This window comes from Ramlibacter sp. (genome assembly GCF_050250995.1).
Lineage (GTDB): Bacteria > Pseudomonadota > Gammaproteobacteria > Burkholderiales > Burkholderiaceae_C > Ramlibacter.
The window spans coordinates 19,573-37,145 of the sequence record NZ_JBFWNP010000030.1 but is presented as its reverse complement, the minus strand read 5'-3'; the positions used below and the strand labels follow the sequence as shown (position 1 = coordinate 37,145).

Genomic DNA, 17,573 nt, shown 5'->3' with positions numbered 1-17,573 from the left:
ACATTTACTTGTAGCTCCGCGCGTCCTCGATGACCTTGCCGTCATTGGGAAGAGAGCCCGGCGCGAGCATCACGACGTCGGCCCGCAATTTGGTCACTTCGCGTACAGCCTCCCCTATACGCAAGTCTAGGTCCCGAGGGTTGGAAGAAGCCTCGACGTGCAGCGTCATCGTGTCGTTGGCCATCTCGCCGCTGACCACGAGCCGCGCCTTCACGATTTCGGGAAAGCGCCGCGCGACGTCCGCCACCTGCGACGGATGGACGAACATGCCGCGGATCTTGGTGGTCTGGTCCGCACGCCCCATCCAGCCCTTGATGCGCATGTTCGTGCGGCCGGTCGGGCAGATCCCGGGCAGCACGGCCGAGAGGTCGCCCGTGCCGAAACGGATGAGCGGGTAGTCCGGGTTCAGCACGGTGACGACGACCTCGCCCACTTCGCCTTCGGCCACGGGGTCGCCGGTGCCGGGACGCACGATCTCGACGATGACGCTTTCCTCGACGACCATGCCTTCGCGCGATGCGGTTTCGTACGCGACCATGCCGAGGTCGGCGGTTGCGTAGCACTGGTAAGCGGCGATTCCCTGTTCGCCGAACCAGTCGCGCAGGCTCGGCGGGAAGGCCTCGCCGCCCACCATCGCCTTGCGAAGGCTCGCGATGCCGGCGCCGGTCTCCTGCGCCTTCTCGACGAGAATGCGCAGGAAGCTCGGCGTTCCCGAATACGCATCCGGCTTCAGCTCGGCAATCGCCTGCAGCTGCTGCTCCGTCTGGCCGGTGCCGGCGGGGAAGACCGTGCAGCCCACGGCGTGCGCGCCCGATTCCATGATGAACGCGCCCGGCGTCATGTGGTAGCTGAAGGCGTTGTGGACGAGGTCCCCCGCGCGGAAGCCCGCGGCGAACATCGCGCGCCCGGCGCGCCAGTAGTCCCGCGCCGCGCCTTCGGGCTCGTAGATCGGCCCGGGAGATGCGAACACGCGCGGCATCCTCGGCCCGCGCACGACGGCGGCGAAGCCGCCGAAGGCATCGGTGTCCTTGTGCGCGCGCTGGCGTTCCAGCAGCTCGTGCTTGCGCAGCACGGGCAGCTTCGCAAGGGCGTCGCGCGTGGTGACGCGCGACGCGTCGACCTCGGCCAGCGATTGCGCGAAGGCGCGCGACGCATTCTTCGCATGCGCGACGTGCCCCGGCAACGCGGCGAGCAGGTGCGCCTCGCGCTCGTCGCGCGAGCGTTGCTCCAGATCGTCGAAGAAGGAGTTCACGCGAGCCACCTCTTGCGGCGCTTGTAGCTCTTCACGTCGCGGAAGCTCTTGCGTTCGCCGCCGCCCACGCCGAGGTAGAACTCCTTCACGTCCTCGTTCGATGCGAGATCGCTGGCCGGCCCGTCCATCACGATGCGGCCGCTCTCGAGGATGTAGCCGTAGCCTGCGTACTTCAGCGCCATGTTCGTGTTCTGCTCGGCGAGCAGGAAGGTGACCTTCTCCTTCGTGTTCAGGTCCTTCACGATCTCGAACACCTCCTCCACGATCTGCGGCGCGAGTCCCATCGACGGCTCGTCGAGCAGCACGAGCGACGGGTTCGCCATCAGCGCGCGGCCGATGGCGCACATCTGCTGCTCGCCGCCCGAGGTGTACGCGGCCTGCGAGGTGCGGCGGGTCTTCAGGCGCGGGAAGTACGCGTACACCTTGTCGAGACTCGCAGCGATCTCGCCTTTGCTCTTGCGCGTGTAGGCGCCCGTGAGCAGGTTCTCCTCGATCGTGAGGTGCGCGAAGCAGTGCCGGCCCTCCATCACCTGCACCACGCCTCGCTGCACGAGGTCGGCGGGCGTCAGGTTCTCGATGCGTTCGCCGCGCAGCTCGATCGAGCCCTTGGTCACCACGCCGCGCTGGCCCGCGAGCAGGTTGGACACGGCGCGCAGCGTGGTCGTCTTGCCCGCGCCGTTGCCGCCGAGCAGCGCGACCACGCTGCCCTCGGGCACCTGCAGCGAGACCCCCTTGAGCACGAGGATCACGTGGTTGTAGATGACCTCGATGCCGTTGACGTCGAGGACGATCCTGCGGGTCTCCACGATCAGGACTGGCAGTCCGAGGGTGCGCGGCGCGTCAGCTTCTTCTCGCCCGCGTACTTCTCGGCGGAGGTCCTGACGAGCGGCTTGATCAGCGATTCGTCGGCCTGCAGCCAGTCGGACGCCCAGGTGAACTTCGCGCCGTCCCAGGTATGCACGCGCGCGACGGTCGCGCCCATGTGGTCGTTGCAGCTCGTGGAGATCGGGCGCAGCACGCCCTTGAAGCCCGCGGCGTCGAGCTTGGCCTGGGTGAGGTTCAGGTTCTCGTAGCCCCAGCGCGCCTGCTCGCCCGTCATCGGCTTGCCCTTGCCGTAGCGTTCCTGCGCCGCGCGGACGCCTTCGACCGCCAGCATCGCGCCGACCACCCCGCGCATGTAGAGGACGGACCCGACCTCTTCCTTCGGGCCGGTGCCCTGGCCCTTGGCATGGACCTTCTCGAGGATTTCCTTGACCACGGCCGACTGCGGCTCGGCGCCGTGCTGCATCATCACCGCGTTGTAGCCCTTCGCGCTCGCGCCGATGTCGCGCAGGTCCGGCTCCGCGCCGGACCACCAGGTGCCGAACATCTTCTCGCGCGGATAGCCGACGGCGATCGCCTCCTTGATCGCGGTGGGCGTCATGACGCCCCAGGTCTGCATCACCACGAAGTCGGGCCGCTGCTGGCGCACCTGCAGCCAGATCGACTTCTGCTCCACGCCGGGCGCCGGCACCGGCAGCAGCTGCAGCTCGAAGCCGTGCATCGCGGCGCGTTCCTGGACGATCGGCAGCAGCTCCTTGCCGAACGGGCTGTCGTGGAACACGACGGCGATCTTCTTGCCCTTGAGCTTGTCCCAGCCGCCCTGCTGCTTCGCGATGTGCTGGAGCACGGTGTCGCCCGCGACCCAGTAGTGGCCGAGCAGCGGGAAGTTCCACTTGAAGATGGTGCCGTCCGCGCTGTCGCTGCGGCCGTAGCCGGAGGTGATGAGCGGGATCTTGTCGGCGGGCACCTTCTCGGTCAGCGCGAAGGTGATGCCGGTGGACAGCGGCTGGAACACGGTCGCGCCGCCGTGCTTGCCCTTGAGGCGCTCGTAGCATTCGACGCCGCGTGCGGTGTCGTAGGCGGTCTCGCATTCCTCCACCAGGGTCATCACGCCGTTGATGCCGCCCCGCAGGTTGACCAGCTTCATGTAGTCGGCGTAGCCGTTGGCGAACGGCGTCGCGTTCGGCGCCACCGGACCCGTGCGCCCCGTGAGGCTCGGGAAGAACTGCACTTTCTGCTGGGCTTGCGCCATGCCGGATGCCAGTGCGGCGGCCGCGCAGGCGGCGAGGGCGATGTGTCGCAGTTTCATGCCATGTCTCCTTAGGAAAAAGCGGGAAGGACGGGAAATGCCGTCAGTGGGGGAAAGGCCATATCCGCAGCTTCTGCTTGCCGATGGACCAGAGTCGGGCAAGGCCGTGCGGCTCGACGATCAGGAACCAGACGATGAGCGCGCCGAAGACCATGTATTCCGTGTGCGCGACGCCCGCGGTCGAGATCGTCACGCCGAACAGGGCGGCCGCGGCCGGCAACGCCTGATTCAGGAAGATCGGCAGCACGACGATGAAGGCGGCGCCGAAGAAGCTGCCCATGATCGAGCCGAGGCCGCCGATGATCACCATGAACAGCAGCTGGAACGAGCGGTCGACCGAGAAGGCCAGCGGCTCCCACGAGCCGAGGTAGATGAACGCCCACAGCGCGCCGGCCACGCCGACGATGAACGAGCTCACCGCGAACGCGCTCAGCTTCGCGTACATCGGCCGGATGCCAATCACCGCGGCGGCGACGTCCATGTCGCGGATGGCCATCCATTCGCGGCCGATCGCGCTGCGCACGAGGTTCTTGGCGAGCAGCGCGAAGACCGCGAGGAAGCCGAGGCAGAACAGGTACTTGTCGGCGGGGGAGTCGACCAGCCAGCCCATGATGTGGATGTCGGAGACGGCGACCGAGCCGGACGACGAGTTGTTGGTGAACCACTTGATGCGTAGGAACGCCCAGTCGCAGAAGAACTGCGCGGCGAGCGTCGCCACGGCCAGGTAGAGGCCGCGCACGCGCAGGCTGGGAATGCCGAACGCCATGCCGACGAGCATCGCGAAGAAGCCGCCCACCAGGATGGCGACGACGACCGGCATGCCGTCCAGGCGCACGAACGCGTTGTAGGCCGCGTAGGCGCCGACGGCCATGAAGGCGCCCGAGCCCAGCGAGATCTGGCCGCAGTAGCCCACGAGGATGTTCACGCCGAGCGCCGCGAGCGAGAGGATGAGGAAGGGGATGAGCACGGCCCGCAGCATGTAGTCGCTGGCGAGCGCCGGCACGGCGATGAACGCGACCGCGAGGATCGCGGCGACCGCCCAGCGGTCCTGCAGCACGGGGAAGATCTGCTGGTCGGCGCGGTAGCTCGTCTTGAACTGGCCGTTTTCGCGATAGATCATTTTTGTGCGTCCCCGATCACACGCGATCGATGATCTTCTCGCCGAACAGGCCCTGGGGCCTGAACAGGAGCACGACGAGCGCCAGCATGTAGGCGAACCAGATCTCGATGCCGCCGCCGACCATCGGGCCGATGTAGACCTCCGACAGCTTCTCGCCCACGCCGATGATCAGCCCCCCGATGATCGCGCCGGGCACCGACGTGAGGCCGCCCAGGATCACCACGGGCAGCGCGCGCAGGGCGACGGTCGACAGCGAGAACTGCACGCCGAGCTTCGATCCCCAGATCACGCCCGCGACGAGCGCGACGATGCCGGCCACGCACCACACGATGATCCAGATGCGGTCGAGCGGAATGCCGATCGACTGCGCGGCCTGGTGGTCGTCGGCCACCGCGCGCAGCGCGCGGCCGGTGCCGGTCTTCTGGAAGAAAAGGGCCAGCAGCGCGACGAGCCCGGCCGCCACCGCGGCGGCCACGAGATCCTCCCTGCTGATGAGGATGCCGCCGTCGAAGGTCGAGGTCATGGCGATCCACGGTTCCTTGGGCATGCCGACGTCGATCTTGTAGACGTCGGAGCCGAAGAGACCTTGTCCGAGCCCGTCCAGGAAATACGTGATGCCCAGGGTCGCCATCAGCAGTGTCGCGCCGTCCTGATTCACCAGGTGCCGCAGCACGAGCCGCTCGACGAGCCACGCGACCGCGAACATCAGCACGCCGGCGATGAGGAAGGCCAGGATGTTCGCAAGCACGAGGCTTTCGAAACCCAGCCATTTCGGCAGCCATGCGGAGAAGCGCGACATCGCCAACGCCGCGAACAGCACCATCGCGCCCTGCGCGAAGTTGAAGACGCCGGACGCCTTGAAGATCAGCACGAAGCCGAGCGCGACGAGCGAATACAGCATGCCCGTCATCAGGCCGCCGAGGAGGGTTTCGAGGAAGGGTCCCATGTCAGTGCGAGGTCCCGAGGTAGGCGGAGATCACATCCGGGTTGTTGCGCACCTGCGCCGGCGTGCCGTCGCCGATCTTGCGGCCGTAGTCCAGCACCACCACGCGGTCGGAGATGTCCATCACCACGCCCATGTCGTGCTCGATCAGCACGACGGTCGTGCCGAACTCGTCGTTGACGTCGAGCACGAAGCGGCACATGTCCTGCTTTTCTTCCAGGTTCATGCCGGCCATGGGCTCGTCGAGCAGCAGCACCTGCGGCTCCATCGCGAGCGCGCGGCCGAGGTCCACGCGCTTTTGCAGGCCGTAGGGCAATTGCCCCACCGGCGTCTTGCGGAACGCCTGGATCTCGAGGAAGTCGATGATCCGCTCGACGTATTCGCGATGCCGGATCTCCTCGCGCTCCGCCGGGCCGATGCGCAGCGCCTGGAGCAGGATGTTGCTCCTGATGCGCAGGTTGCGCCCCGTCATGATGTTGTCGAGCACGCTCATGCCCTTGAACAGCGCGAGGTTCTGGAACGTGCGCGCGATGCCCATCTCGGCCACCTGCCGCGGGTTCATGTGCTTGAACGTGCGGCCGCGGAAACTGATCGTGCCCTGCTGCGGCTGGTAGACGCCGTTGATGCAGTTGAGCATGGAGCTCTTGCCCGCGCCGTTGGGGCCGATGATCGCGCGGATCTCGTGCTCGCGGACGTCGAACGCGATGTCGGTCAGCGCCTTCACGCCGCCGAACGCGAGCGAGATGTTCCTGACGTCCAGGATCACGTCGCCCGTCTTCCTGCCCCCTGCGGCCGACCGGTCGTCCTCGGCCGCGTGAAGGGTGCCGCCGTGTTCGCTCATGGTCTTCATGCCGCCGCCTTCATCGGCGCGAAGGTCCGGGCGTCGTCGATCTTCAGCGTCGCGCTCACCCGGCCGCTGCGTCCGTCCTCGAACTTCACCACCGTCTCGATGAACTGCTCGGTGCGGCCCGCATAGAGTGCATCGACCAGCACGCCGTACTTGTCCGCGATGAAGCCGCGCCTCACCTTGTTGGTCCGCGTCAGCTCGCCGTCGTCGGCGTCGAGCTCCTTGTGCAGGATCAGGAAGCGATGGATCTGGCTGCCGGCGAGCTTCTCGTCGGCCGCGAGGTCGGCGTTGACCTTCTCCACGCACTCCCGGATCAGTTGATACACCTCGGGCTTCTGCGCGAGGTCGGTGTAGCCGGCATAGGGCAGGTTGCGCTTCTCGGCCCAGTTGCCCACCGCTTCGAAATCGATGTTGAGCATCACGCACACCTTCTCGCGCCGGTCGCCCACCGCCACCGCCTCCTTGATGTGCGGGAAGAACTTCAGCTTGTTCTCGATGTACTTCGGCGCGAAGAGCGAACCGTCGGCGAGCTGTCCCACGTCCTTCGCGCGGTCGATGATCTTCAGGTGGCCCTGCGCGTCCAGGAAGCCCGCATCGCCCGTGTGGTACCAGCCGTCGGCGGTCTTCACCTCGGCGGTGGCTTCCGGGTTCTTGTAGTACTCCTTCAGCAGGCCCGCCGAGCGCACCAGCACCTCGCCGTTGCCGGCCACCCGGATCTCGACGCCGTTGCACGGCACGCCCACCGTGTCGGGCCGCACCTGGTGGTCGGGCTGCATGCAGACGAACACCGCCGTCTCGGTCGAGCCGTACAACTGCTTCAGGTTCACGCCGATGGCGCGGTAGAACGTGAAGAGGTCGGGCCCGATCGCCTCGCCCGCGGTGTACGCCACGCGCACGCGCGACAGCCCGAGGTTGTTGCGCAGCGGCCCGTACACGAGCCAGTCGCCCAGCGCATATTTGATGCGGTCGAGCATGCCCGTCGGTTTGCCGTCCCGCAGGGCCGGGCCCACGCGGCGCGCCACCTCCATGAAGGCGTGGAACAGCTTGCGCTTGGGCGCGCTCGCGTCTTCCATGCGGATCATCACGTTCGTGAGCAGGCCCTCGAACACGCGCGGCGGCGCGAAATAGTAGGTGGGTCCGATCTCCTTGAGGTCGATCGTCACGGTGGCCGCCGACTCGGGGCAGTTGACCACGTAGCCGCACGCGAGCCATTGCGCGTAGCTGAAGATGTTCTGCCCGATCCATGCGGGCGGCAGATAGGCGAGCACTTCCTCGTCGCCGGTGAGCGCGTCGAAGTCGGCGCCCGCCTTCGCGCGGTCGAGCAGGCTGCGGTGCGTATGCACCACGCCCTTCGCCTGGCCCGTGGTGCCCGAGGTGTAGAACATCGCGGCCACGTCGTCGGGCCGGGCCTTGCCGACCTCGGCCTCGAACCACGCGGGATTCGCCTTCGCGAAGTCGGCGCCCCGCTCGATCAAGGCGTCGAGGGCGTGCAGGCCGGTTTCGTCGTAGTTGCGCAAGCCGCGCGCGTCGTCGAAGTAGATCGCCGAGAGCTGCGGGCACTGCGGCCGGATCTCCAGCAGCTTGTCGACCTGCTCCTGGTCTTCCGCGAACGCGAAGCGCACGTCGGCGTTCACGATGGGCAGCACGCATTCGGCGGCGACCGCGTCCTGGTACAGCGGAATGGGAATCGCGCCGAGCGCCTGCGCCGCGAGCATCGTCGCGTAGAGGCGCGGGCGGTTCGCGCCGATCACGACCATGTGCTCGCCGCGACCGAGGCCCGCCAGGTGCAGCCCGCAGGCGATGCGTTCCACCAGCGAGCGCAACTCGCCCCAGGCGAGGGTCTGCCAGATGCCGTACTCCTTCTCGCGCATCGCGGGCGCGCTGGAGCGCTGCGAAGCGTGCTGGAGGAGAAGCCGGGGGAACGTCGTGTCCATCCACCGCAATGTAGGAACTGCTTTGACGTTGAGTTGTCTTTGCGCCGACAATTCAAGGGAAACTCCTAGTAGGGGCAACGAGGGGACATGGCCGAACTGACCCTGCACCAGCGCCGGCGCGACCCGACCGGCGTCGAGCTCGCCGGCATTCCGTGGCTGCGCGTGCTGCAGCGCAGCGAATACGATCTCGTCGCCCCGCACATCAAGGTGGCCGATGCCGACACGGGCGACTACGTGTGCCGCGTCGGCCGCCCCGTCACCTACTGGTTCGGCGTGATCGAGGGCCTCCTCAAGATGTCGAGCGGCAACGAAGAAGGACAGACGATGACATTCACCGGCGTGCCCCCGGGCGGCTGGTTCGGCGAAGGCACGGCGCTCAAGCGCGAGGCCTATCGCTACAACATCCAGGCGCTGCGCCGCAGCGTCGTCGCGGGCCTGCCCATCGACAGCTTCCACTGGCTGCTGGACCACTCCATCGGCTTCAACCGTTTCGTGATGAACCAGCTCAACGAGCGGCTCGCGCAGTTCATCGCGGCGCGCGAAATCGACCGCATGACCAACCCCGACCAGCGCGTCGCACGCAGCCTGGCGTCGCTCTTCAACCCCGTGCTGTATCCGGGCGTGGGTGAAGTCCTGCGCATCACGCAGCAGGAGCTCGCGTACCTCGTCGGCCTGTCGCGACAGCGTGTGAACGAGGCGCTGTCGGTGATGCAGGCGCAGGGCTGCATCCGCGTCGAATACGGCGGGCTGCGCGTGCTCGACCTGACGGCGCTGCGCTCGAACGCGTTCGTGTCCGCCGATGCGGCCGGTGCGGCGACTTCCGCGAAGGCAGCGGCATGACGCAGACCTCGCGTCTGAACAAACGCATGGCCGAACTCGGCCTGTGCTCGCGCCGCGAGGCCGACGAGTGGATCGCCAACGGCTGGGTGAAGGTCGACGGCGCCGTGGCGCTCATGGGGCAGCAGGTGACGGCCGAGGCGCGCATCGACGTCGACAAGCGCGCGCAGGGCCGGCAACAGCAGCAGGTGACGATCCTGCTGCACAAGCCCGTGGGCTACGTGAGCGGACAGGCGGAAGACGGCTACAAGCCCGCCGTCACGCTGGTGGGTGCGGCCACGCACTGGACGGGCGATCCGTCGAAGACCCGCTTCTCCCCCGCGAACTTCAAGGGGCTCGCGCCGGCGGGGCGGCTCGACATCGATTCCACCGGGCTGCTCGTGCTGACGCAGGACGGCCGCGTGGCGCGCCAGCTGATCGGCGAAGACAGCGAGGTCGAGAAGGAATACCTCGTGCGCGTGGAGTACGGCGCGGCGACGACCGACGTGCAGCGGGCCTTCCCGCCCGCGCAGCTCGCGCGGCTGCGGCACGGCCTGTCGCTGGACGACCGGATGCTCAAGCCGGCGCGGGTCGACTGGCAGAACCCCGAGCAGTTGCGCTTCGTGCTCCGGGAAGGCCGCAAGCGGCAGATCCGCCGCATGTGCGAGCTGGTCGGGCTGCGCGTGGTCGGCCTCAAGCGCGTGCGCATCGGCCGCGTCACGCTCGGGCAGTTGCCGGTGGGCCAATGGCGCTATCTCTCCCCCTTCGAGAAATTCTGATCATGATCAAGCAACTCGTCCTTGCGGCTTTTACGGCGGTCCTTGCCTGCGCATCCCACGCGCAAGGCGTGGTGAATGCGATCTGCAGCACCGATCAGTCGTGGTGCGAACTTGCCGCCCAGGAATTCACCCGCGCCACCGGCGTGCGCGTGCTGCAGACGCGCAAGCCGACGGGCGAGGCGCTCGCGCAGTTGCGCGCGGAAGCGTCCAACCCCAAGACCGACCTGTGGTGGGGCGGCACCGGCGACCCGTTCTACCAAGCCGCCGAGGCCGGCATTCTCGACCCCTACCGGCCCGACTACCTCGACACGCTGCACGGCTGGGCCGTTCGGCAGTACGCGATGACGCAGAACCACGTGGGCGGCTTCTACACGAGCGCCATCGGCTTCGGCTGGAACGACGAGGTGCTGAGGAAGAAGAAGGTCCCCGCGCCCAAGTGCTGGAAGGACCTGCTCGATCCGCGCTACAAGGGCGAGATCGAGACTTCGCACCCCGGCTCGAGCGGCACCGGCTACACGATCCTCGCCGGGCTCGTGCAGATGATGGGCGAGGACGCCGCCTTCGACTACATGAAGAAGCTGCACCGCAACGTCACCCAGTACACCCGCAGCGGCACCGCCCAGGCGCGCAGCGTGGCCAAAGGCGAGGTGGGTGTCGGCCTGAGCTTCATCTTCGGCTTCGAGAACGAGCGGCTCACCAACAAATTCCCGGTGCATTCCGCCGCGCCGTGCGAAGGCACGAGCTACGAGATCGGCGGCATCGCGCTCATCAAGGGCTCGCGCAACCGCGACGCCGCGCGGCGCTATTACGACTGGCTGATGAGCCGGGAGGGCCAGCAGATCGGCGCGCGCGCCAACAGCCTGCAGGTGCCGGCCAACAAGACCTTCAAGCCCGATCTGCGCATCCCGGCCATGGACGAGGTGCGGCTGATCAAGTACGACTTCGAGAAGTTCGGCCGCGCGAGCGAGCGGCGTCGCCTGGTGGACCGGTGGACGCGCGAGGTGGAATCGCTGCCGCGCTGATGTCCGGCGCCGGCCCCGACAGCCGTCGGGGCCTTGCGTCGATTCACCATGCCGCCGCCATGGCGCTGGACATCCCCGACCCGGCGGACAGCGGGGTGAACCCACTGATCGAGAGTTCGGCGTCGTCGAACCAGTTGGCGATCAGCTGTGCGAGGGAGTCCAGGGCGCCCGGGTCGAGCGGCGAGCCTGCGTCGGCGAGGCGGCCGCACAGGGTGCCGACTTCGAGGCCGTCGCGGGTGATGACGGGAATGGCGACGCAGGAATGCGCACGGCCTTGTGCCGCGCCCGTGGTCAGCAAGCGCATCCCGTACATCGACCGCAGCTCGTCGGCGCCCGAGAGGTTGACGGCATCGCGACTGCGCACGAACGTCTCACCGTCGCTGGCTTCGCAGATGAAGGCCGCGGTCACGCCGAATCCCTTGCGGACCCGGCGCAGGAACGCGCACAGCGGCTGGAACGACCGGAGGTCCGCGGACTCCGCGGTGACCACCACGAATTCACGCGTGACCACCTCCAGGGCACGGGCGGCCGAGTCTGACCAATCGGTCACGTGATGCGCTTGCGCCATTCCGGTCTCCTTGGGGCAAGCCGGACATTGCCGGCGATGGACACAGTAGAGCCGAGCGATGTGCGGCCGCCTTAGGGAATTGGATGCAGCGAGCTTCAGTCAGTGTCGCCGTCGGCCGCGTCGGCCGCGTCGGCGCGTCGGGGTCCGCGGTGTAGACTAAAGTGAGGTCGGAGGTGCCCGTGAAGAATGAAGCGCATCGCAGGGAGCGGAATTCCCTGGCGCAATGGTTCATGCCGCCCGAGCTGGACTCGCCGGAGGGCACGGAACGTGCGCTGACCCTCTGGAAGCTTTCCTGGGGCACGCTGCTCATCTGGCTCGCCGGGATCGTCATCCTGGTGGCGCTCCAGCCCGAGACCCTGCAGGCCCGCCTTCAAAGCACCCTGGTCCTCGCCGTCCTGGTCGTCTCGGTCCACACGCTGAACCGGTGCGGATGGACGGCGGCCGGCAGCTGGCTGCTTGTGCTCGGGCTCGTGCTGCATGTGTCGCTGCGCGCGTGGCGCCTCGGCGGGCTCCACGCTCCGTTGGTCCCGTTCGTGGTCGTGTTCGTGATGATGGCGGGCCTGTTGCTCGGCAAGCGGGGCGCGCAGGTCACCGGGGGCGCGTGCGTGGGCATCGGCGCCTTTCTGGCGCTGGCCGGGACGCGCGGCTGGCTGCCGCCGCCCCAGTTCGACTTTTCGCCGCTGGCGATGTTCGCCTTCCTGGCCGTGCCCTTGGGGCTGACGCTGTTGCTGCAGGAGATGATCTCCGCGTCGCTGCGGCGCGTGCTGCAACGAGCCAACGAGGAACTGCGCGAGCGCCGCCTCGTCCAGGCGAGTCTCGACCTGGCGCTCGAAGTCGGGCAGATCGGGGTCTGGTTCCGCGACGTCGGCAGCCGGTTTATCCATGCCGACATGACGCAGTACAGGCGCCATGGTCTCGTCCCGCCGCCGGCGGGCGAGGGCCTTCTGCGGGAAGCATGGTATGAGACGATCCATCCCGCCGACCGGGACGAGGTGGCCGCCAGGATGATGCAGCTCGAGCGGGGTGAGGTGCGCCATATCCTGAGCGATTTCCGCACCGTCCTCCCCGATGGCGAGGTCCGCTATATAGAGCGCGCGGCCCGGCTGGTCGAAGGCGAGCCGGGAGCGCCGATGCGGATTGTCGGGCTGAACTTCGATGTCACAGAGCGGAAGCGGGTCATGCGCCAGTTGGGCGAGCGCGTGAAGGAGCTGGAGCTGCTGCATCGGTTCGCGAAGCAACTGCAGGAGAGCAGCGTCGAGATCGGCGACCTGCCGGCTCTGCTGGCCCCCATGATCCCGCCCGCCTGGCAGTTTCCGGAGTGTTGCGAGGCGCGGGTCCGCTACGAGGCGTTCGTCGCGGAGACGCCGGGGTGGCGCGATTCGCCGTGGCGTCAGTGCCAGGACTTCACGACGGCAGGCGGCCGCGGAACGATCGAGGTTGCTTACACGCAGGAGCGGCCACCCGGCGACGAAGGCCCGTTCCTGAAGGAAGAGCGCGCGGTGCTCGAGTCCCTGGCGCAGCTGATGTCCACCCACATCGACAGGCAGATGCAGCGCGAAGCCCTGGAACAGCTCGTGGTGACGCGAACGGTGGAACTGGTGGCCGCGCGCGATGCCGCCGATGCGGCCAACCGGGCCAAGAGCGACTTCCTCGCCAACATGAGCCACGAGATCCGCACGCCGCTCCATGCGATCATCGGCCTCACCCACCTCCTCCGGAAGGACGGCATGACGCCGGCCCAGGCGGCGCGGCTGCAGCAGATCGAGCGCTCGGGCGAGCACCTCGTGGAGCTCGTGAACGACATCCTGGATCTCTCCAAGGTCGAGGCCGGCAAGCTGACGCTGGAGGAAATCCCCTTCGCCCTCGGCGCCTTGCTCGCGGATGTGGATTCGATGGTTCGACCCCAGGCGCTCGCGAAGGGGCTCGAACTGAGCACCGGCGGGCGCGATTCGACGCTCGTGCTGCGCGGCGATCCGACGCGCCTGCGCCAGGCCATCCTCAACTACGTGGGCAACGCGATCAAGTTCACGTCGCGCGGCAAGGTGGCGCTGCGCTGCCGTGTCCTCGAGGAGAACGAAAAGGACGCGCTCATCCGCTTCGAGGTCGAGGACACCGGCATCGGCATTCCGGCGGACCGGCTGTCCAGTCTGTTCGCGCCTTTCGAGCAGCTCGACAACTCGACTTCGCGAAAATTCGGGGGGACGGGGTTGGGCCTCGCGATCACCAAACACTTCGCGGAGATGATGGGTGGCTCGGTCGATGTAGCGAGCACGGAAGGACTCGGCAGCACGTTCTCGATGACCGTGCGGCTGCCCCGGTCGGACGAGCCCGCGCATGCGGCGAACGCGGACCAGGGGGCCACGGCGCTTTCGATACGGGAGCGCTACGAAGGCCGGCGCGTCCTGCTGACCGAAGACAACACGGTCAGCGCCCAGGTGGTGCTCGATTTCCTCGGCGCCGCGGGCCTGCGCGTCGACCACGCCAGCGACGGCGCGCGGGCCGTGGAGCTGGCGGCGTCGAACGCGTACGACATCATCCTCATGGACATGCAGATGCCGGGCATGGACGGGGTCGAGACGACGCAGCGTATCCGCGCGCTGCCCGCGGGCGGCGACTGCCCGATCATCGCGTTGACGGCCAACGTGATGGCCGAGGACCGCAAGCGCTGTTCCGAAGCCGGCATGAACGATTTCCTGCCGAAGCCGATGCGTCCTTCACAGCTGTACGGCATGCTGCTGAAGTGGCTGCCGGCCACCCCGCGCGCCGAGCCGCCGCCTGAGCCCGCCGCCGTGCCGCAGGGCAGCGACCAGACCCTGGAAGCGCTCGCCAGTTCGCCTCTCATGGATCCCGAGCGCGTGCGCGACTTCAGCGGCCAGCCCGCGCGCTACCTCCAGATGCTCGACCTGCTTGTCGACACGCAGGCGCCGGAACTCGTTCGCCTGGCGGACTGTGTCGCGCGCTGCGAACGCGAAGCGGCGCGCGCCCTGGCCCACTCGCTGCGAGGCGCCGCGTCGATGCTCGGCGCATCCGACCTGCAGTCCGCCGCCGGACAACTCGAGGCGTGCCTGCGCGGAGCCGACGACGCCGGCGCGAAGCGGGCGATGCTCGCCGTCCAGAGTTCTTTCGATGCGCTTGCGCAGGCCGTTCGCGGCCAGCGCGAGTGGTCGCTCCAGGAGTGAATCCATGCAGAAGATCCAGGCGCAGAAAGTCCGCGTCATCCTCGCCGACGACCACATGCTCACCCGGGCGGGCTTCCGGGCGTTGCTCGAACAGCTGCCGTCCGTCGAAGTCGTCGCGGAGGCGGGCAGCGGCGACGAGCTGGTCCGGGTGGCGCAGGCCCTGGAGCCCGACATCGTTTTCACCGACCTGGAAATGCCCAGGCTCGACGGAATCGGCGCCATCCGCGAACTGTCCAATAGCTGCCCGGGTGTGCGCGCCGTGGTCGTGTCGGCGCACAACACGGCCGACATGGTCAAGCGTGCGGCGGCCGCGGGTGCCGCCGGCTACGTGATGAAGGACGCGTCGTCGCAGGAGTTCGGCAACGCGATCCAGAGCATCCTGGAACGGGGGACGTACTGGAGTCCCGGCGTCGCGGCGCTGCTGCTGTCCAAGACCGAGCCCTCGCCCACGGACGTTCTCACGGAGCGGCAGATCGAGATCGTCAAGCGGCTTGCCAGCGGGGAGTCGGCCAAGGAGATTGCCTACGCGCTGAACCTCAGCACCAAGACGGTCGACGCGCATCGGGCTCGCATCATGGAGCGGCTGCGGATGAATGACATCGCCACTCTGACGCGCTACGCCCTGAAGCACCAGCTCATTGCGCCCTGACCCCGGCGGTCTGGCCGGGTCCCTAGAACGTCAGCGTCAGCAGCAGTGGCGTGAAGCCCGCGCCCGGCATCGGCGTACGGATGGGCTCCGCTTCGACTTCCGCCCGCACCGCGATCCGCCCGAACTCCGTGGGCAGGGCGTCCGCGGCGATCACTTGCGCGACAGCCAGCTGATGCAGCGTCAACGTGAGCGACGCCGCCGCTGCGGGCCGCCGCACGCGCTTGATGGTCACGGAAGGATTCGGGTTCACGGCCTGTACTGTAACCACTTGTCATTCCTTGTCCAACAGGGCTCGGCGCACAATCGGGGAAATCGACCCGTCCACGTCATATTTGTCACGCTGCCGCAACTCGACCGCGCCGGCTTGAAAATCGCGGGGTGGCCCGCAAATCTCCGCCGCATCCCTTTTTCTTCATCACGCCACGACAAAAAAAATGAGCCAGAAACAAACCCTGTCGTTCCAGGCCGAGGTCGCGCAACTCCTGCACCTCGTCACGCACTCGCTCTACTCCAACAAGGAGATCTTCCTTCGCGAGCTGATCTCCAACGCGTCCGACGCGTGCGACAAGCTGCGCTTCGAGGCGCTCAACGACGGCACGCTCTACGAGGACGCGCCGAACCTCGAGGTGCGCATCTCCTTCGACAAGGCGCAGCGCACGCTGACCATCGCGGACAACGGCATCGGCATGTCGCAGCAGGAGGCCGTGGACAACCTGGGCACCATCGCCAAGAGCGGCACCAAGGAGTTCATGGGCAAGCTCTCGGGCGACCAGAAGTCCGACGCCCAGCTGATCGGCCAGTTCGGCGTGGGCTTCTACTCCGGCTTCATCGTCGCGGACCGCATCACGGTGGAGTCGCGCCGCGCCGGCCAGAAGCCCGAAGAGGGCGTGCGCTGGACGAGCGCGGGCACCGGCGACTTCGAGGTCGAGACCATCACGCGCCCCGAGCGCGGCACGAGCGTCACGCTGCACCTGCGCGAGGACAGCACCGAATACCTGTCGGTGTGGAAGCTCAAGTCCATCGTCTCCAAATACTCCGACCACATCTCGCTGCCCATCCTCATGCGCAAGGAAGAGTGGAAGGAAGGCGAGAACGACCAGCCCGGCGAAATGGTGCTCACCGACGAATGGGAGACCGTCAACCAGGCGAGCGCGCTTTGGACGCGGCCGAAGAAGGACGTGACGGACGAACAGTACAAGGCGTTCTACAAGCAGATCTCGCACGACCACGAAGACCCGCTGGCCTGGAGCCACAACCGCGTGGAGGGCAGCACGGAGTACACGCAGCTGCTGTACGTGCCGGCGAAGGCGCCGTTCGACCTGTGGAACCGCGACAAGCCGCATGGCGTGAAGCTTTACGTGAAGCGCGTCTTCATCATGGACGAGGCCGAGTCGCTGCTGCCGCTGTACCTGCGCTTCGTGAAGGGCGTGGTCGACTCCGCCGACCTGCCGCTGAACGTGAGCCGCGAGCTGCTGCAGGAAAGCCGCGACGTGCGGGCCATCCGCGAGGGCAACACGCGCCGCGTGCTGTCGATGCTGGAGGACCTGGCGAAGGCCGAGGGCGGCGAGGACTACGGCAAGTTCTGGTCGGAGTTCGGCGCGGTGCTGAAGGAAGGCCTGGGCGAGGACTTCGGCAACAAGGAGCGCATCGCGAAGCTGCTGCGCTTCGCGTCCACCACCACGGACGCCGCGACCGTATCGCTCGCCGACTACAAGGCGCGGATGAAGGAAGGCCAGGAGGCCATCTACTACATCACCGCCGACACGGCCGCGGCCGCGAAGAACAGTCCGCAGCTCGAGGTCTTCCGCAAGAAGGGCATCGAAGTGCTGCTCATGACCGACCGCGTGGACGAGTGGGCGCTGAACTACCTCAACGAGTTCGACGGCACGCCCCTGCAATCCGTCGCGCGCGGCCAGGTCGACCTGGGCAAGCTGCAGGACGAGGCCGAGAAGAAGGCCGCGGAGGAAGCCGCGGAGTCGTTCAAGCCGCTGCTCGCGAAGCTGAAGGAAGCGCTGAAGGACAAGGCGGAGGACGTGCGCGTCACGACGCGCCTCGTCGATTCGCCGGCGTGCCTGGTGGCGAAGGACGACGGCATGAGCATGCAGCTCGCGCGCATGCTGAAGCAGGCGGGCCAGAAGGCGCCGGACGTGAAGCCCGTGCTCGAAGTGAACGCCGAGCACGCGCTCGTGAAGAAGCTCGAAGGCTCGCCGAACTTCCACGACCTCGCGCACATCCTGTTCGACCAGGCGCTGCTCGCCGAAGGCGGCATGCCGGAAGACCCGGCGGCGTATGTGAAGCGTGTCAACGCGCTGCTGACGTAAGCAGAGCCTGGT

General features: G+C 67.5%; 15 protein-coding genes. 6 read left to right on the top strand and 9 right to left on the bottom strand.

The annotated features are described in order from the left end of the window. Positions 1 to 4: 4 nt before the first annotated feature. From AB7E83_RS18220 to AB7E83_RS18190, 7 genes are read right to left on the bottom strand one after another with little or no spacing between them, the layout of a single operon-like run. Positions 5 to 1,252: a phenylacetate--CoA ligase family protein gene (locus AB7E83_RS18220; protein ID WP_428571964.1), complete on the bottom strand. Its 1,248-nt coding sequence runs from the start codon at positions 1,250 to 1,252 to the stop codon at positions 5 to 7. Next, positions 1,249 to 2,058, bottom strand: a complete 810-nt coding sequence (locus tag AB7E83_RS18215) for an ABC transporter ATP-binding protein (RefSeq protein ID WP_428571962.1) — start codon at positions 2,056 to 2,058, stop codon at positions 1,249 to 1,251. Before AB7E83_RS18215 ends, AB7E83_RS18220 begins: the two co-directional genes overlap by 4 nt. Before the next feature lie 2 nt (positions 2,059 to 2,060). Next, entirely contained in the window at positions 2,061 to 3,383 is a 1,323-nt protein-coding gene (locus tag AB7E83_RS18210; RefSeq protein ID WP_428571961.1) for an ABC transporter substrate-binding protein, read from the bottom strand. A 43-nt stretch (positions 3,384 to 3,426) separates the two neighbouring features. Beyond that, the gene (locus tag AB7E83_RS18205) at positions 3,427 to 4,503 is read right to left on the bottom strand and encodes a branched-chain amino acid ABC transporter permease (protein WP_428571960.1); all 1,077 of its coding nucleotides are present in this window, start codon (positions 4,501 to 4,503) and stop codon (positions 3,427 to 3,429) included. 16 nt (positions 4,504 to 4,519) lie between these two features. Next, positions 4,520 to 5,449 (bottom strand): branched-chain amino acid ABC transporter permease, encoded by a 930-nt coding sequence (locus AB7E83_RS18200; RefSeq protein WP_428571959.1) that lies wholly within the window; start codon positions 5,447 to 5,449, stop codon positions 4,520 to 4,522. A 1-nt stretch (position 5,450) separates the two neighbouring features. Then, complete coding sequence (locus AB7E83_RS18195) at positions 5,451 to 6,287, bottom strand: ABC transporter ATP-binding protein (protein ID WP_428571984.1); 837 nt, start codon at positions 6,285 to 6,287, stop codon at positions 5,451 to 5,453. Between the two features lie 5 nt (positions 6,288 to 6,292). Then, on the bottom strand, positions 6,293 to 8,227 hold the full coding sequence (locus tag AB7E83_RS18190) for an AMP-dependent synthetase/ligase (RefSeq protein ID WP_428571957.1): 1,935 nt from the start codon (positions 8,225 to 8,227) through the stop codon (positions 6,293 to 6,295). A gap of 87 nt (positions 8,228 to 8,314) precedes the next feature. Here AB7E83_RS18190 and AB7E83_RS18185 point away from each other — a divergent pair, with 87 nt between their 5' ends. The 3 genes from AB7E83_RS18185 to AB7E83_RS18175 are packed head-to-tail and all read left to right on the top strand — an operon-like array spanning position 8,315 to position 10,844. Beyond that, a complete protein-coding gene (locus AB7E83_RS18185; protein ID WP_428571955.1) occupies positions 8,315 to 9,067 on the top strand; it encodes a Crp/Fnr family transcriptional regulator in 753 nt (250 codons plus the stop codon). Then, positions 9,064 to 9,822: a pseudouridine synthase gene (locus AB7E83_RS18180; protein ID WP_428571954.1), complete on the top strand. Its 759-nt coding sequence runs from the start codon at positions 9,064 to 9,066 to the stop codon at positions 9,820 to 9,822. Before AB7E83_RS18185 ends, AB7E83_RS18180 begins: the two co-directional genes overlap by 4 nt. Before the next feature lie 2 nt (positions 9,823 to 9,824). Beyond that, entirely contained in the window at positions 9,825 to 10,844 is a 1,020-nt protein-coding gene (locus AB7E83_RS18175; protein WP_428571952.1) for an ABC transporter substrate-binding protein, read from the top strand. A 43-nt stretch (positions 10,845 to 10,887) separates the two neighbouring features. Here the strand turns inward: AB7E83_RS18175 and AB7E83_RS18170 are convergent, their stop codons facing one another. Continuing rightward, the gene (locus AB7E83_RS18170) at positions 10,888 to 11,412 is read right to left on the bottom strand and encodes a hypothetical protein (protein ID WP_428571951.1); all 525 of its coding nucleotides are present in this window, start codon (positions 11,410 to 11,412) and stop codon (positions 10,888 to 10,890) included. Between the two features lie 179 nt (positions 11,413 to 11,591). Here AB7E83_RS18170 and AB7E83_RS18165 point away from each other — a divergent pair, with 179 nt between their 5' ends. Further along, the gene (locus AB7E83_RS18165) at positions 11,592 to 14,591 is read left to right on the top strand and encodes an ATP-binding protein (protein ID WP_428571949.1); all 3,000 of its coding nucleotides are present in this window, start codon (positions 11,592 to 11,594) and stop codon (positions 14,589 to 14,591) included. A gap of 4 nt (positions 14,592 to 14,595) precedes the next feature. Beyond that, positions 14,596 to 15,240, top strand: a complete 645-nt coding sequence (locus AB7E83_RS18160; protein ID WP_428571947.1) for a response regulator — start codon at positions 14,596 to 14,598, stop codon at positions 15,238 to 15,240. A 22-nt stretch (positions 15,241 to 15,262) separates the two neighbouring features. On the opposite strand, the gene AB7E83_RS18155 is transcribed toward AB7E83_RS18160, so the two are convergent. Then, positions 15,263 to 15,472: a hypothetical protein gene (locus AB7E83_RS18155; protein WP_428571945.1), complete on the bottom strand. Its 210-nt coding sequence runs from the start codon at positions 15,470 to 15,472 to the stop codon at positions 15,263 to 15,265. A gap of 202 nt (positions 15,473 to 15,674) precedes the next feature. Between AB7E83_RS18155 and htpG the strand changes: the two genes are divergently transcribed. After that, positions 15,675 to 17,561: a molecular chaperone HtpG gene (gene htpG, locus AB7E83_RS18150; protein ID WP_428571943.1), complete on the top strand. Its 1,887-nt coding sequence runs from the start codon at positions 15,675 to 15,677 to the stop codon at positions 17,559 to 17,561. Positions 17,562 to 17,573: the final 12 nt, after the last annotated feature.

Excerpts from the sequence above, each read along its gene's own strand:
- AB7E83_RS18210 (WP_428571961.1), bottom strand. The coding sequence starts at position 3,383 with ATGAAACTGCGACACATCGCCCTCGCCGCCTGCGCGGCCGCCGCACTG.
- AB7E83_RS18205 (WP_428571960.1), bottom strand. The coding sequence starts at position 4,503 with ATGATCTATCGCGAAAACGGCCAGTTCAAGACGAGCTACCGCGCCGAC.
- AB7E83_RS18200 (WP_428571959.1), bottom strand. The coding sequence starts at position 5,449 with ATGGGACCCTTCCTCGAAACCCTCCTCGGCGGCCTGATGACGGGCATG.
- AB7E83_RS18195 (WP_428571984.1), bottom strand. The coding sequence starts at position 6,287 with ATGAGCGAACACGGCGGCACCCTTCACGCGGCCGAGGACGACCGGTCG.
- AB7E83_RS18190 (WP_428571957.1), bottom strand. The coding sequence starts at position 8,227 with ATGGACACGACGTTCCCCCGGCTTCTCCTCCAGCACGCTTCGCAGCGC.
- AB7E83_RS18185 (WP_428571955.1), top strand. The coding sequence starts at position 8,315 with ATGGCCGAACTGACCCTGCACCAGCGCCGGCGCGACCCGACCGGCGTC.
- AB7E83_RS18180 (WP_428571954.1), top strand. The coding sequence starts at position 9,064 with ATGACGCAGACCTCGCGTCTGAACAAACGCATGGCCGAACTCGGCCTG.
- AB7E83_RS18175 (WP_428571952.1), top strand. The coding sequence starts at position 9,825 with ATGATCAAGCAACTCGTCCTTGCGGCTTTTACGGCGGTCCTTGCCTGC.
- AB7E83_RS18170 (WP_428571951.1), bottom strand. The coding sequence starts at position 11,412 with ATGGCGCAAGCGCATCACGTGACCGATTGGTCAGACTCGGCCGCCCGT.
- AB7E83_RS18160 (WP_428571947.1), top strand. The coding sequence starts at position 14,596 with ATGCAGAAGATCCAGGCGCAGAAAGTCCGCGTCATCCTCGCCGACGAC.
- htpG (WP_428571943.1), top strand. The coding sequence starts at position 15,675 with ATGAGCCAGAAACAAACCCTGTCGTTCCAGGCCGAGGTCGCGCAACTC.